Consider the following 15,157-nt stretch of genomic DNA (forward strand, 5'->3'; position numbering starts at 1 on the left):
ACCCACCCCAGTTTGCCCCCTTCAGGGCAGATGCCGCCTCAGAATGCCGAGCATCAGGTCCGGCTCCGTCAGGTGTGGCAGATGCCCCTCCGCCTCGGCGATTTCCAGTTGGCAATCGGGAATGCTGTCCCGAATGAACTCCGCGACCTCCATCGGCACGGCCGGATCCCGGATGGATTGGACCACCACCGTCGGCGTCCCGACCAGCGGCAATCGGCTGCGGACATCCGACGTGAAGATCGTCACCAGCATGGACAGCGCGATGTCGGGTTGCATCGCCAGCAGCCCCCTGCTGAATTCGCCGGTGGCGGCGCTGGAGGGTGCGCTCCCCACGATGAACGGGGCGAAACGCTGGGTCCAGGACACATAATTGTGCCGGGCCGCGTCGAAGATCCCCTCCAAATCCTCCTTCTCGAAGCCGCCCTTGTAGCCATCGACATTCAGGTAGCAGGGCGACGGTTCGATCAGAACGAGCTTGCGGAACAGATCCGGACGCCGGATCGACGCCAGGACGCCGATCATGCCGCTCATCGAATGGCCGACATAGCTCACCGGTCCGGCGTCCACATGCTCCAGCACCGCGATCAGGTCGGTGGCGAAGGCGTCGAGATGGCGGTGCGTGCCGGCGTTGAAGACGGCGGCGCTGCGCCGGTTGCACCCCATGAGGTCGAACAGCACGAGGCGGAAGGAGGAGGCGAGCCCATCGGCGATCGGCTGCCAGACCGTTTGATTGCAGCCGAACCCATGCGACAGCACGACGGTGTCCGCGCCGGCCCCAAGCACACGGATGTCGTGGATGTCCTCTAAGGCCATCGTCCTCCGCATCGATCCTCCCTGGCACGACAACGTCCTGAAGGATCATGTAGCGCGGTGGGCGGACCGGTCGATATGTCGAACGATTGATAGTGATCGGCATGTCGCAATGAAACATTGCTTGCTGCACGCGCCCCCTCCGCCACCCCGGCCGGGATGGCGGAGAGCCTGAAAGGCGTTCAGTCCAGGAAGTCCTGGCGCATCGGGGTGAAGATGTCGAGCAGGACCCCCGGCCCGATCGCCACGACGCCATGCAGGGCGTTCGACGGGACGATGTAGCCGTCGCCGGCCGACAGGCGCTGGGTGCGGCCGTCGATCGTCACGTCGAAGACGCCGCTCTCCACCACCGCGCACTGGTGGTGCGGGTGCCGGTGCGGGGCGCCGACGGCACCCGCGTCGAAGGCGACGCGGGTCATCATCATGGTCGGGTTGTAGCCGAGGATCTTGCGGCGGACCCCGCCGCCCAGGTCTTCCCAGGCGACGGCGTCATCCAGGACGAACACGTCCGTCCGGCGGTCGGGAGCGGCGTCCATCGCGTTCAGCGCGCCAGCCAGCCGCCGTCGACCGGCAGGATGGTGCCGTGGACGTAGTCGGACGCCTCCGACGCCAGGAACACCGCCGGACCGCCGAGGTCGCCGGGCTCGCTCCAGCGGCCGGCGGGGATGCGGCCGAGGATCTCGGCGCTGCGCTGGGCGTCGGCGCGCAGCTGCGCCGTGTTGTTGGTGGCGACGTAGCCCGGCGCCAGCGCGTTGACGTTGATGCCCTTGGCCGCCCACTCGCAGGCCAGCAGCTTGGTGATGCCGGCGACGCCGCTCTTCGACGCGGTGTAGGACGGCACGCGGATGCCGCCCTGGAAGGACAGCATCGACGCGATGTTGATGATCTTGCCCTTGCGCCCGTTGTCGATGGCGTAGCGGCCGAAGGCCTGGCAGAGGAAGAACAGCGTCTTGATGTTGATGTTCATCACCAGGTCCCAGTCGGCCTCGGTGAAGTCGACCGCGTCGGCCCGGCGGATCAGCCCGGCGTTGTTGACCAGGATGTCGACCTTGCCGAAGGTGCCGACCGTCTCCTCCACCAGCCCGGCGACCGGGGCGATGCTGGTGAGGTCGGCCTTCATGGCGTGGAACTTGCGGCCGGCGGCCTCGACCAGACCCTTGGTTTCATCCAACGGGACGATGTCGACCGCCGCGATGTCGGCGCCGGCGCGGGCGAGCGCCACGGCGATGCCCTGGCCGATGCCGGTGTTGGCGCCGGTGACCAGCGCCACCTTGCCGGAGAGGTCGAAAGGATTGCTCATGATCGTGGTCTCCGCTCAGCGAATGGTCGAGATGGGAACGGCGTCCATGTCGTCGAAGGTCTGGTTGTCGCCGCCCATCGCCCAGATGAAGGTGTAGTTGTGGGTGCCGACGCCGCAATGGATCGACCAGGACGGCGAGATCACCGCCTGCTCGTTCGCCATCGCGATGTGGCGGGTCTCGGTCGGCTGGCCCATGAAGTGGAAGACGCGGGCGTCTTCGGGGACGTCGAAGTAGAAATAGACCTCGCAGCGGCGCTCATGCGTGTGGCAGGGCATGCTGTTCCACATGTTGCCCGGCTTCAGCATGGTCATGCCCATGACGAGCTGCGCGGTGCGGCAGACGTCGGGGTGGATCATCTGGTAGATGACCCGCTCGTTCGAGGTGTCCTGGCTGCCGAGCGGGCGTTGCTTGGCCTGCGCCGCCGAGATCTTCATCGTCTCGAACCGGGCGTGGGCCGGGGTGCTGGCGAGGTAGAACTTGGCCGGGCGGCTGCGGTCCAGGCTTTCGAACCGGACATCGACGCTGCCCTGGGCGACGTAGAGCGCGTCGCGCGGGTCGAGGTCGAACACGGCGCCGTCCACCGTGACGCGGCCGGGGCCGCCGACGTTGTAGACGCCAAGCTCCCGCCGCTCCAGGAAGGTGGCGGTGCCGATCTCCTTGGCCGAATCGAGCGTGATCGGGCCGGCCACCGGCATGGCGCCGCCGACGATGAAGCGGTCGACGTGGCTGTAGGTCAGCACCGTCTCGTCCGCCTCGAACAGCGTTTCGACCAGGAAATGATCGCGCAGCTTCTGCGTGTCGTAGCCGCGCACATCGTCGGGATGGTTGGCGTATCGGACGTTGATCTTCATCGGAGAACCCTCGTTTCGGTGGGCGGCGCCCCATCGGTGGGGCCGCCGGCAATGGATTTCGTCTAGGATGCGGCGCAGGCCGGGCCTGCGGTCACTGCACGGTCAACTCGATGCTGCCGATGTCGGCGAAGCGGGCGACGCTGCGGCTGCCGGGTTCGATGAAGATCGTGCCGGTGCAGGAGCCGGTGGTCACCGTGTCGCCGGCATGCAGGCCGCCGAACGGCCGCGCGCCGACGTTGGCCAGCCACACCAGCAGGCGGACCGGATCGACCGCGCTGTTGCCGCCGAGCACGTCGACGACCAGCTTGCCGTCGATCGCCAGCATCAGCGGCTGCCCCACCGGGTCGACCCCGCGCCAGTTGCCGACCGCCGGGCCGACGATCAGCGCGCCGTGGTTGGCCTGATCGGCCATGTGGCTGAGCGGGTCGAGCGAGCCGTACTTGGCAAAGCGGGTGTCGCAGATCTCGAAGCCCGGATGAACGGAGGCCACGGCGTCCAGCACCTCCCTGCGGCTCCAGGGCTCTTCCCGGGGCGGCAGGTCACGGGCGAAGCGGTAGACGATCTCGGCCTCGATGCCGATCACGTTGAACATGGAGGCCGGCAGCCGCTCGGTGCCGAAGAACAGCGTGGCGGCGTTGATCGGGGCGCAGGACGGTTCGGCGTCCGGGCCGGAGGCGCCGACCTTCCAGGCGACGACGGGGCCCAGGCGGCGCGCCACCTCGTTCTGGATCGCGTAGGCCTCGTCCTTGTCGGCGGGGCGCGCGCCCTCGGGAAGGGCTTGGAGCGGCTGGCGGGTCTGCCGGCTGGCGAGCAGGGCCTCGACGGCCTGGGACAGGGCTTCGGAACGGTCGGTCATCGGGCTGGTCCTCTCGGGGTGCCGTTTCACTCGTCAGGCGTGCCGTGTCACTCGGCGGCGGCGGTTTCGAACGCGGCGGCCTTGGCGGCCTCGGCCTTCTGGTAGCGCTCCGACAGGACGCCGAAGTTGCGGGCCCACCAGGCGGTCAGCGGCGGGGTCAGCAGGGCGGTGACGACGACGCAGGTGGCGACCAGGGCGGTGGCGGCGGGGGCGCTGGGGGCGAAGGACGGCTCGATCGAGGCGATGATCGGCGGGACGGTGACCGCCGCGCCGGCGGTGGAGGCGGCGCCGATGCCGGCGGTGCCGTTGCCCTTGGCCAGGAAGATGTCGGCCAGCACCAGCGTCGTGCCGGTGACGGCGATCACCGCCAGGCTCAACGCGATGCCGAGCAGGCCGGTGTTCAGGATGGTGGTGAAGTTCAGGTTGTTGCCGAGCGCGAAGGCGAAGAACGGCACCATGACGGTGACGCCCTGGGTGAAGAAGGCGCGCAGGTCCTTGTCCAGGTTGCCCAGCGCGAAGCCGATGACGAAGGGCAGCAGGGCGCCGACCATGGTCTGCCACGGGAAGACCGCCAGACCGGCGATGCCCAGCGTGACCATCGTCATGAAGGGTCCCGACTCCAGGCACATCAGGCAGAAGGCGCCGGCCTCCTCCTTGGTGCCGTACTGCTGCATCAGCGCCATGTACATGCCGCCGTTGGTGTCGTTCATCGCGGCGATGATCGCCAGCACCGACAGGCCGCTGAGGAAGCCCGAGCTGATGCCCTCGGTCGGGATGAACCAGGAGGCGAGGATGCCGGCCAGCGCCGCGGTCAGGATCTTGACCGAGACCAGGACGCCGCTCTTGCGCAGGACGATCGGGGTGGCCTTCAGGCTGATGCTGGCGCCGATGCAGAAGAACCACACCGACAGGATCGGCAGGGTGCCGGTGATCAGCCCGTTGGTGAAGGACCCGAAGAACTTGCCCGTGCCCGGCGCGAAGGTGTTCAGGCAGGCGCCGAGAAACAGGGGAACGATCATCATCCCGCCGGGAATGCGGTCGATCCGGGACTTGATGTTCATGGCTGGTACTCCTTGAGCGAGCGATCGGCGACCGGACGGCGCGCGGCCCGGGCATGGATCAGGGCCATCGATCGGGGCGTGGTTTGCCCGGCAGGGGGTGTGTGGCGGGAGGATGCCTGCGTCCTGCCGCATCGCTTGCGGTGACGGCGGCCGTCGCCACCGGTATCGCCGTGTCCACAACCGCGTTGGTCGATCTGCAGGGCCATGTGGCCGCTCCCCAGCGCTCTTGGGCCATCCGCCCCAGGCGGATCGGGTCCGTTCCAGACGGCCGGCCCGTGGCGCGACGCGTCCTGCATAACTGCAATACTAGTATATCAACTGTCAACACAAGCGCGAAGTGGGGGGCCGCGCCGATTCCGGACAGAATGCCGCAGACCTCCCCTGCGACATTACGCGTGCCCGCGCCGCCGGCATTCGGTCGATCTCTCCCGCACCGCCGCGTATGCTTGCCCGGTGGAAACCACGGTGCGGGAAACCGGGCGGGGTCCGACGCCCCGCCCGGTCCCTTCTCCCGGCACCGGATTTCCGCATGCGGGTCTGGACGACCGTCCGGGCAAAAGGGACGAGCACGCCATGAACAAGATCTCCGCTGCCCTGACCGCCGGGCTGCTTGTGCTGCCGGCAACCCCGACCCTGGCGGAGGCCGGTCACGTCGAGTATGCGACCAGCGGCGGCGCCCAGGTCGCCGTCGGGGTGCTGCTGGTCGCGCTGTTCGCCATCCTCATCGTCGAGGCCTTCCACAAGACGCTGGCGGCCGGCGCCGTCGTCGCCGTCATGCTGCTGCTGTCGGCGGCGACGCCGTTGCGCATCATGGATTTCGATACCGCGGTGCGGTCGGTCGACTGGAACGTCATCTTCCTGCTGGGCAGCATGATGGCGATCGTCTCGGTCCTGATCGAAAGCCGGGTGTTCGACTGGCTGAACGCCCGCATGGTGGCCTGGACCCGCGGCCGGCCGAAGCGGCTGGCGAACACCGTCATCGCCGCCACGGCCGTGCTGTCGGCCTTCGCCGACAACGTCACCACCGTGCTGTTCATGGCGCCGGTCGTCGCCAAGGCGGCGCGCAGCCTGCGGCTGTCGGTGTGGGCGCTGGCGATGCCGATGGTCATGGCGGCCAACATCGGCGGCACCGCGACGCTGATCGGCGATCCGCCCAACGTCATCGTCGGCGTGGCCGCCGGGCTGTCCTTCATGGACTTCATCTGTTTCCTGACCGTGCCGGTGATCGTCATGATCGTCGCGCTCTGCGCCTTCAGCGCCTTCTGGTACCGCGAGGATCTGGCGGGCGCCCATACCGTCGTCGCCGATGAGATCGACGCGGTGGAGTTGCAGGACGTCAAGGTCCTGTCCTGGACGCTGGGCGTCGTCGGGCTGACCTTCCTGGGCTTCTTCACCCACAGCCTGACCCATCTGCCGGTCGGCGTCATCGCCTTCGCCGGGGCGGTGCTGACCATGACCGGGCGCCACGTCATCCTGCGCGCCGCGATCGGCGCCAAGAAGGCGGAGCATGTCTTCACCCATGGGTTCGAGCATGGGATCGAATGGCTGACGCTGGGCTTCTTCATCTTCCTGTTCATGGCCATCAGCTCCGCCGAGCACACCGGCCTGATCGCGACCGCCGCGGCGGCGCTGCAGGATCTGGTGCAGGCGGTCTCCGCCGGTTTCGGCCTGGGGCTCCAGGCCAAGCTGCTGACCGCGGCGCTGCTGATCCTGGTCTTCAGCGCCGTGGTGTCGGCGGTGGTCGACAACATCCCCTACACCATCGCCGCCGTCGCCATCGTGCGCGTGCTGGTCGGCTCCTTCTCCGCCGAGTTCGCCGCGGCCGGGTTGGACGGGGCCGACCTCCAGCTCACCACCAACGTGCTGTGGTGGGCGCTGGCGCTCGGCGCCTGCCTGGGCGGCAACGGCACCCTGATCGGCGCCAGCGCCAACGTCACCACCGTCGGGCTGCTGGAAAAGGACGGCCACCACATGCCGTTCGTCGCGTTCCTGCATTTCGGCCTGCCGGTGACCGCCCTGACCATCGGCATCGCCGCGCTGTACCTCACCAGCTGTGTCTATGGCGGCGCGATCCGGACCAATCTGGTCGGCGCGATGGTGCTGGCGGCGCTGGGGCTGGTCGCCGTTCTGCGCGCCACCACCCGGCGCCTGCCCGAACCGCAGGAGGACAGGGAGCCGTTGCAGTCCTGACCGCGCGCGGCCTGCCCCGGGCGGATCAAGCCGGATTCATCGGAGCGGCCGGGTCGGCGGGCGGATCCTCGGGGCCGGCGGGCGCCGTGGGCACCGGGTCCTCGCGATCCTCCTCGGGCGGACGGCCGAGGCAGGACCCGTCGGGGCGGGCGAACGGTGACCAGGGTGGGGTCGCGGGGCGGCGTGACGGCATGGCGCATCCTTTCCTGCAGGTTTAGAGTCCATCAGGCGCTCATTGAAGCGCCTGATGGACTCTAAGCTTTTGGTTTTCCGTGTGATTCACGCTTCAAGCGATTCCGCTTGAACCGATCACACTCTAGAACACCGACCGTGCGCCATCGTCGCGCATTCCGCCGGGCCAGGGAATTACCGGGATCTTAGCCGGAGCCATCGTCGCCTTCCACCCGCGTCGGATTGGCCGGGTTCACCTCGCCGCCGATCTTGCGGGCGGCGGCGGCAGGCGCGGGGCGCCGGCCGGCGTCCAGGCTCCGGGCGGAGTGCCGGCGGCACGGCCGAACAGTCGGTGCGTTGAACTGAGGCGCTTCGTCGCATTTGATCCATTGCAAACCGCCGTCGCCGCGCTGGGCATAAGGTGGCCGGTGCACGAAGCCCCCGCAGCTCTTCCTGCGGGCGGCCAAACACTGGAGACATCGCATGACCGATGCGAGCATTGTGACGTCCGCCCTGCGGTATGCGGCGGAGATCTATGACGGCATCTATCGCCCGGGTTCGTCGCGCGCGCCCTTCGTGACGCACCTCAGCGAAACGGCGGAGCTGGTGGCCAGGGCCGGAGGCACGCCGGACGAGGTCGCGGCCGCTTGGCTGCACGACGTCGTCGAGGACGGGCACGCGTCCCTCGCCACGATCCGGGAACAGTTCGGCAGCGCCATCGCCGCCCTGGTCGAGGCGGTGACCGACCCCGCCGACGTCGGCTCGCTGCCGATCAAGGAGCGCAAGACCGCCCAGGCCGCACGGCTCGCCACCGCCAGCGACGGCGCCAAGCGCATCAAGATGGGTGAGCAGATCTCCATCCTGCGCGCGCTGGCGGTCGAGCGTCCGGCCTCCTGGTCGGTGGAACGCTGCACCGACTACGTCGCCGGCACCCGGCAGGTCGCCGCGATCTGCGGGGACGTCAGCGCGTTCCTGAACGACCAGTTCGCCACCGCCCACACGGCGGCGGAAAAGGCGATGCCGTAAGCGGGGACGGCGCGCAGCCCGGCGGCGGGGGACGCCGCCGTCAGGCGCTGCGGGGCCTCACCACTTGCTTTTCAGGCGCGCGTGCCCGTCGCTCGACCAGATGACGGCGATGGCCTCGGCGGCCAGGGCGGCGTCGGCCTTTTCGTCCTGCTTCCACTCGCCGCACAGCATCATGACCGACGCGATGGCGCACAGGCAGCCGCCGCGGGCGCCGTCGATCATGCTGACGCAGATCTTCTCCTTCGGCCGGTTCTTCTGGAAGCTCTTGCGGATCGAGTTCAGGCGGTCGACGATGATGGTCAGCCCGCCGGTGAAGATGCCGAGCGCCATGATCGCGGTGTTCGCTTCCTTGCGGTCGATGACGTAGGTCAGGTTGGTGACGCAGTGGCCGCAGGTGCAGGTGTAGGCGTTGTCGCCCTTGCCGCCGGCGCTGCTGCGCAGGTCGTGCAGGGCGAAGATGCCGTTGGCCTTCAGGCCGATGGCCAGCGCGCCCAGCCAGGGCCCCAGCGCCGCCCCCAGCGGGAACAGGGCGATGGAGCCGATGCCGACGCTGACCGCCACCGTCGGCGCACCGGACAGCATGGTCACCCCGGTCTGAAGGCCGGTCTGCGCCGAGGCGATCAGCAGCATCTTGGAATATTTGGCGAGCTTCGCCTTCGTCTCGCTGAACGGTTCGAGCTTCGACAGGGGCGGCGCGTTGTCGCGGAAGATCCGCGCAAGCTCTTGCAGCTTTGCAGGCGGTGGCAGCGGCATGGTGTGAACTCCGGCGGCCCTAGCCATCCATCATGCCGCCAATCCCTTGCGCCAGCAAGCCCGGACCAGCCCGTTGGACGAGCCCCGGCGCCGGGTTCAATCGCAACGTCCCAGGCGGCCGCCCGGAGGCCCGGGATGCGCAACCCACGCCGAGGATCATGATCGGCGTTGCAATCTGAAGATTGCAAAAACTAAGATCAAATCCAACAAACCGCGCTCCGATGCGCAGCTTCGCGTCTGAAAGTGCGCCTCCGTCGGGCTGAGTGCGTGTTTTGGCTGTGCGGGAGCCGTCGCCGTGATTCCCTTCGATTCCTTCTTCGCCCGCGCCATGGGGGACCCGCTCCGGGCTCCCTACGACTACCAGCGGCGGTTGGCGCTGGAGCCCTGGCCGGAGGTGCTGATCGCCCCGACGGGGCTCGGCAAGACGGCGGCGGTCGTGCTCGGGTGGCTGTGGCAGCGGCAGAACGCGCCGCAATCGACGCCGCTGCGGCTGGTGCTCTGCCTTCCCATGCGGACGCTGGTGGAGCAGACCGAGGCGCAGGTCCGGCGTTTCCTGGCCAATCTCGGCGCGGCGGAGGACCAGGGGACGGCGGAACGGCCCCTGCCCCATCCCGACGACGGCGTCGCCGTCCTGATGGGCGGGGGCGAGCGCGACAAGGCGCCGCCGCCCTGGGTGCGGTGTCCGGACCGCCCCGCCATCCTGATCGGCACCCAGGACATGCTGCTGAGCCGCGCCCTGATGCGTGGGTACGGCATGAGCCGTTTCCGCTGGCCGGTCGACTTCGCGCTGTTGCACAGCGACGCCCAATGGGTGTTCGACGAGGTGCAGGCGATGGGCGCCGGGCTGGCCACCTCGGCCCAACTCCACGGGTTGCGCAATGCGCTCGGCACCATCCGGCCGGCGCGGTCGCTGTGGCTGTCGGCGACCCTGGACCCCGGCTGGCTCGCCACGGTGGACCATCCGGCCCCGGCCCGGGTCCTGCGCGTGCCCGACGACGTGCCCGAGGATGCCACCTCACCCCGGGTGAGGCGCCTGCTGGTGGAGGCGCGCAAGCGGGTGGGTCCGGCGGCGGCGCGGCCCGATGGGACGACGAGGAAGGACGTTGCCGCCTACGCCGCGGCGCTGGCCGGCGAGGTGCTGGAGAGCCATCGCCCCGGCCGCACCACCCTGATCATCCTGAACACCGTGGCGCGGGCGCAGGAGGTGTACCGGATTCTGCTCCAGCGGCTGGGGCCGGCCGGCGCGGACCGGCTGCTGCTGCTCCACAGCCGGTTCCGCCCGGCCGAGCGGCAGGCCCAGCTGGCACGCCTCACCGGCCCGGCGACCCCGGAGGCCGGCGCCCCGGACAACGGCGCCCCGGACCACCGCAGCGCCGGCCGCATCGTGGTGGCGACCCAGGCGATCGAGGCCGGGGTGGACGTCACCTCCGCCGTGCTGTTCACCGAACTGGCGCCCTGGTCGTCGCTGGTCCAGCGCTTCGGCCGGGTCAACCGCTACGGCGAATGCGCGGACGGGGCGGAGATCCGCTGGATCGACCTGGACGACCCCAAGGGCGAGCTGGCCGCCCCCTACCCGCCGGAGGAGCTGGCGGACGCGCGCCGCCGGCTGGCGTCGCTGACCGACGCCGCGCCGGCCAACCTGCCGCCACCCGACCGCGGGCCGCCGTTGCGGCACGTCCTGCGGCGCAAGGATCTGCTCGACCTGTTCGACACCGATCCCGACCTGACCGGCTTCGACATCGACGTCAGCCCCTTCATCCGCGACGCCCGCGACACCGATTTCCAGGTGTTCTGGCGGGACTTCGCGGCGCTGGAGCCGTCGCGCCAGCCCCTGCCCGGGCGGGAGGAGCTGTGCGCCGTGCCGATCCGCCGCGCCGCCGAACTGCTGAAGGAGCGGTCCGGCTGGCGGCTCGACCCGATGGCGAAGCCCGGCCGGGACGCGGTGTGGATGCCGCTCGGCAACAGCCGGCCCTGGCCGGGTCTGGTGGTCATGCTGGACGCGGCGGACGGCGGCTATCGCCCCGACATCGGCCTCGCGCCGGAGATCACCGCACCGCCGGTGCCCGTGTCGACGGTCGAGCCGCCGGACGGCCCCGGGAGCCACGACGCCGAAAGCCACGATACCCAGAGCCACGACGCCGAAAGCCACGACGACGATCGCGACAGCCGCCAGAACCGGCCGGTCGCGCTGACCACCCATCTCGGCCATGTCGCGGCGGCGGCACACGCCCTGTGCACCGCCCTGGACCGACGCGGCGCGATCGACCCGGCGGCGCAGGCCGCGGTGGTCACCGCCGCCCGCTGGCACGATGTCGGCAAGGCGCACCCCGCCTTCCAGGAGCGGATGGTCAAGCCCGCGGGCTGGGACGGCCGGCCGCTCGCCAAGGCCGCCGCCTACGACCGGACCAGGGGCCGGGCCTATTTCCGGCACGAATTGGCCTCGGCGCTCGCCTACCTCCAGCAGCGTGGCGGCGACGCGGGGGCGGAGCTGACCGCCTATCTGATCGCCGCCCATCACGGCAAGGTGCGGCTGTCGCTGCGCGCCCTGCCGACCGAAAGGGCGCCGGCCGGCGTCACCCGCTTCGCGCGCGGCGTCCACGAGGGCGACGAACTGCCGCTGGTGGATCTGGGCAACGGCACGCGGTCCGATCCGGTCGCCCTCACCCTCGACCTGATGGAGTTGGGCGACACCCCGGCGGGAGAACCGAGCTGGTCCGCCCGCGCCGGGCGCCTGCTGGCCGACCACGGACCGTTCCGGCTCGCCTGGCTGGAGTCCCTGCTGCGGATCGCCGACTGGCGCGCCTCGGCCGACGAGCAGGCGGCGGATCGGGAGGGAGGACGCGATGGTGAACGCTGAACCGCAGGCGCACGCCCTTGCCGGCTGCGCGCCCACGCCGCTGGCCGGCTATCTCAAGGCGCTCGGCATCCTGCGTCTGGTCGCCGAACAGGCGGACGGCGATGCCCGCGGCTGGTGGCAGGACGAAACCTTCCACCTCCGCACCCGGCTGAGCCGCGACGAGCTGCTGGCCTTCTTCCTGAACGACTACCGGCCAAGCCCGGTGGTGGCGCCGTGGAACGGCGGCAGCGGCTTCTTCGCCGGCGACAACCGCGACGGCTTCACGCCCTTGCTGGACAGCCCGGCGGACCGCTTCGCCGGGCTGCGCGCCGCGATGGCCGGCTGCGAACGGGCGCTGGCCGAGGCCGGGCTGGAAGAGCGCCCGCAGGGCGATGCCAAGACCGCCTTCGTCCTGCAGCTGCGCGGCCGGTTGCCGGACGAGGCGCTGAGCTGGATCGACGCCGCGCTGGCCCTGTCGCGCGACGATCTGCTGTTTCCGCCGCTGCTCGGCACCGGCGGCAACGACGGGCGGCTGGACTTCACCAACAACTTCATGCGGCGCCTCGCCTCGGCCCGGACGCCGCGCGGGCTGTTCGACGCCGAGACCGGCGCGGCGCGGCCGGACGCCGCCGAGGTGCTGCCGGCGGCGCTGTTCGGCGACGCCGCCAGCGGGCTGAGCGACGCGGCGATCGGGCAGTTCGCCCCCGGGGCGGCCGGTGGCCCCAACTCCACCGCCGGGTTCGAGGGCGCCTCCAACCTCAACCCCTGGGACTTCGTCCTGATGATCGAAGGGACGCTGATGTTCGCCGGCGCGTTGACCCGGCGGAACGAGAGCGCCCGCCAGTCCGGGGCCAGCTTCCCCTTCACCGTGCGGACGACCGGCGCCGGCTGGGGCGGCATCGGGGTGGAGGACGAGGGCGACGCGCGGGCGGAGTTCTGGGCACCGCTGTGGTCCCGCCCGACCACCGCCGCGGAGATCGGCCGTTTCCTGGCGGAAGGCCGGGCCGTGCTGAACGGTCGCACCGCGCGCGACGGGCTGGAATTCGCCCGTGCCGCCGCGGCGCTCGGCGCGTCGCGCGGGATCGCGGCGTTCCAGCGCTACGGCTTCGTCATGCGCGCCGGCAAGGCCTATCTGGCGACGCCGCTCGGCCGCCACCCGGTGGGGGTCGTTCCACCCAAGACCGTCGACCTGATCGCCGAGCTGGAGCGTGGCCACTGGCTGGAGCGGGTGCGGCTGCGGTTGCGCGGCGGCAAGACCGGGGCCCGCGCCCGCGTCCTGGCCCGGCGCCTGGACGACGCGCTGTTCGCCCTGGCCGTGCCGGACGCCGGGCCGAACGAGGTGCAGGCCGCCCTGGTCGCGCTGGGCGCGGTGGCGCGTTACCTCGCCGTTGCCCCCGAGGCACGGGAGTCCCTGACGGCGCCGCCCGCCCTGTCCGGCCGCTGGCTGCGGCTGGCCGATGACGGGTCGCCGGAGGTCCAGGTCGCGGCCGCGCTGGCCAGCCTGGGGCATGCGCCGGCCGCCACCCCGAACGCTGCCCCGGACGCAGCGCCGGCGCTGCTGCCGATGGCCGCGCACTTCGCCCCGCTCGACCTCACCCGGCCGCTGACGGGCGATCCGCTTTGGTACGACGACAAACGCCACAAGCCCGGCACCCGCAACGGCCGGCTGGAGGCGGTGTGGAACGACGGCGACCTGCCGCGCAACCTCGTCACGGTGCTGGAACGCCGGCTGATCGACCGCACGGCGCGCGAGGCCGGGGTGGCCGACCCGCTGTGCGCCGCCGTCGGGGCGCCGCTGCCGGCCGTGCTCGCCTTCCTCGACGGCGGCGCGTCGTTCAACGACGCGCGTTGCGCCGCCCTGCTGGCCGGGCTGGTCTGGGTCCGGCCCGGCCACCGCGGGCTGTCCCGGACGGCGGTGGCGCCGGCGGCGATGCCGCTGGCCTATGCCGCGCTGAAGCCGTTGTTCACGCCCGCCGACCGGCTGCACCGGGAACGGATCATCAAGGACCGCATCATCGGGGACCGCCCCGTGCGCCTGCTGCCCGAGGACCGGGCGCTGCCCATCCCGCCGGGTCTGGTGGCCCGGCTGTCCAAGGGGCGGACAGGCGACGGGTCGGTGACGCAGGCCGTGCGCGACGCGTTGCGGCGTGCCCACGCCTCCGGCATCGCCTCGCCCTTCCAGGCGGCGGTGAACGGGGCCGGCCCCCCGGTCGATCCCCAACGCCTTGCCGCTGCCCTGCTCATCCCCCTCGACGAGGCCGGGCTGGTCCGGACGATCCTGCGCGCCTACCCGCCGCCCAACGCCGACACCGATACCGACGCCGAAACGGAGACCGCCGACCATGCCGCTTGACCTCTCCCCGCTTGCGACCGCACCGCGCCTGCTGATCGAGGCGGACCTGAAGCCGCTCCAGGGCACCCGTTTCCAGCCGACCGGCTTCCCCAACCTCGGCCACGCCGTCTACCCGGCGCCGGACGGCAACGGGCAGATGATCCTGGTGGAAAGCGCCCAGAGCATGGCGAACCGCCTGGAAGAAGTCTGCTGGGACGAGGCCGCCGACGACTGGCAGGCGCCGCTGGGCGGGCTGCCCCTGGTCAAGGTGGTCGACGAGAACGGCGTCCCGCTCACCAACTCCGTCCTGGAGGCGCACCGGCTGAACTCGCCCTACATCCTGGAAGGCAAGGACCGGACGGTCTTCGACCTGCTGAAGGCCGAACTCGCGGCGATGGAGCAGGGGCGGGTCGACCTGCGCAAGCTGGCGCGCGTGGTCCTGAAGCTCGACACCAGCGCGCTGCTGCACGGCCTGTTCCTGGCGAAGAAGGATCTGGCCGGCGGGCGTCTGCGCCTGCCCCGCGCGCTGTCGGCCTTCATCGAGGCCGGGGACGTGCGCGAGGCGACCAGCGGCGGCGTGAAGAACGACAGCGTCAGCCCCAGCGGCGACACCGCCAAGGGCTTCGGCAACGTCCCCTTCGCGCGCGACGAGTGGGTGGCGGGGCGCATCGTCGCCTATTTCAACCTGGACCTTCACCAGATCCGCGGCTTCGGCCTGGGCGCGACGGTGGAGACGCTGCTGGTCGCGCTTGCGCTCTACAAGGTCCGGCGCTTCCTGGACGGAAGCCTGCGGCTGCGCACCGCCTGCGACCTCGGCCTGGCGGGGGAGCCGCGGGTGACGCTGCCCGGGGGTTTCGCCCTGCCCCCGCTGGCGGAGCTGGAGGCCGCGCTGCCCAACCTGATCCAGGCGGTGGGCAAGGAGGGCCTGCTCAACCAGCCGCCGGCCTTGACCGTCATCTGGCGGAAGTGA

13 protein-coding genes are annotated in these 15,157 nt (G+C 70.8%); 5 read left to right on the top strand and 8 right to left on the bottom strand.

All coding sequences use genetic code 11. The annotated features are described in order from the left end of the window. Positions 1-21 precede the first annotated feature (21 nt). The 7 genes from TSO352_RS11870 to TSO352_RS33500 form a co-directional block, all read right to left on the bottom strand. Positions 22-813, bottom strand: a complete 792-nt coding sequence (locus TSO352_RS11870) for an alpha/beta hydrolase (protein ID WP_158284571.1) — start codon at positions 811-813, stop codon at positions 22-24. A 179-nt stretch (positions 814-992) separates the two neighbouring features. Then, a complete protein-coding gene (locus TSO352_RS11875) occupies positions 993-1,346 on the bottom strand; it encodes a cupin domain-containing protein (protein ID WP_109107554.1) in 354 nt (117 codons plus the stop codon). Positions 1,347-1,351: 5 nt separating this feature from the next. Further along, complete coding sequence (gene kduD, locus TSO352_RS11880) at positions 1,352-2,110, bottom strand: 2-dehydro-3-deoxy-D-gluconate 5-dehydrogenase KduD (RefSeq protein WP_109107555.1); 759 nt, start codon at positions 2,108-2,110, stop codon at positions 1,352-1,354. Between the two features lie 15 nt (positions 2,111-2,125). Beyond that, entirely contained in the window at positions 2,126-2,962 is an 837-nt protein-coding gene (gene kduI, locus TSO352_RS11885) for a 5-dehydro-4-deoxy-D-glucuronate isomerase (protein WP_109107556.1), read from the bottom strand. 91 nt (positions 2,963-3,053) lie between these two features. Then, the gene (locus TSO352_RS11890) at positions 3,054-3,818 is read right to left on the bottom strand and encodes a fumarylacetoacetate hydrolase family protein (protein WP_109107557.1); all 765 of its coding nucleotides are present in this window, start codon (positions 3,816-3,818) and stop codon (positions 3,054-3,056) included. Between the two features lie 47 nt (positions 3,819-3,865). Further along, positions 3,866-4,879 (bottom strand): 2-keto-3-deoxygluconate transporter, encoded by a 1,014-nt coding sequence (gene kdgT / locus TSO352_RS11895; protein ID WP_109107558.1) that lies wholly within the window; start codon positions 4,877-4,879, stop codon positions 3,866-3,868. Next, entirely contained in the window at positions 4,876-5,085 is a 210-nt protein-coding gene (locus TSO352_RS33500) for a hypothetical protein (RefSeq protein WP_199231572.1), read from the bottom strand. Before TSO352_RS33500 ends, kdgT begins: the two co-directional genes overlap by 4 nt. Before the next feature lie 367 nt (positions 5,086-5,452). Between TSO352_RS33500 and TSO352_RS11900 the strand changes: the two genes are divergently transcribed. Beyond that, on the top strand, positions 5,453-7,069 hold the full coding sequence (locus TSO352_RS11900; RefSeq protein WP_158284572.1) for an SLC13 family permease: 1,617 nt from the start codon (positions 5,453-5,455) through the stop codon (positions 7,067-7,069). 654 nt (positions 7,070-7,723) lie between these two features. Beyond that, the gene (locus TSO352_RS11905; protein ID WP_109107560.1) at positions 7,724-8,266 is read left to right on the top strand and encodes an HD domain-containing protein; all 543 of its coding nucleotides are present in this window, start codon (positions 7,724-7,726) and stop codon (positions 8,264-8,266) included. A 57-nt stretch (positions 8,267-8,323) separates the two neighbouring features. Here the strand turns inward: TSO352_RS11905 and TSO352_RS11910 are convergent, their stop codons facing one another. Continuing rightward, complete coding sequence (locus tag TSO352_RS11910) at positions 8,324-9,019, bottom strand: hypothetical protein (protein WP_247872053.1); 696 nt, start codon at positions 9,017-9,019, stop codon at positions 8,324-8,326. 295 nt (positions 9,020-9,314) lie between these two features. On the opposite strand from TSO352_RS11910, the gene TSO352_RS11915 reads away from it, so the two are divergent. The 3 genes from TSO352_RS11915 to cas7u are packed head-to-tail and all read left to right on the top strand — an operon-like array spanning position 9,315 to position 15,157. Beyond that, positions 9,315-11,876 carry a CRISPR-associated endonuclease Cas3'' gene (locus TSO352_RS11915; protein WP_199231573.1) on the top strand — a complete coding sequence of 854 codons (2,562 nt, stop codon included), beginning with the start codon at positions 9,315-9,317 and terminating at the stop codon, positions 11,874-11,876. Continuing rightward, on the top strand, positions 11,863-14,208 hold the full coding sequence (gene csx17, locus TSO352_RS11920; protein WP_109107561.1) for a type I-U CRISPR-associated protein Csx17: 2,346 nt from the start codon (positions 11,863-11,865) through the stop codon (positions 14,206-14,208). The genes TSO352_RS11915 and csx17 overlap by 14 nt, the downstream gene beginning before the upstream one ends. Then, positions 14,198-15,157, top strand: coding sequence for a type I-U CRISPR-associated RAMP protein Csb1/Cas7u (gene cas7u / locus TSO352_RS11925; RefSeq protein ID WP_109107562.1), 960 nt, complete (start codon positions 14,198-14,200; stop codon positions 15,155-15,157). Before csx17 ends, cas7u begins: the two co-directional genes overlap by 11 nt.

Origin of the sequence: Azospirillum sp. TSO35-2 (assembly GCF_003116095.1) — a bacterium.
Classification (GTDB): domain Bacteria; phylum Pseudomonadota; class Alphaproteobacteria; order Azospirillales; family Azospirillaceae; genus Azospirillum.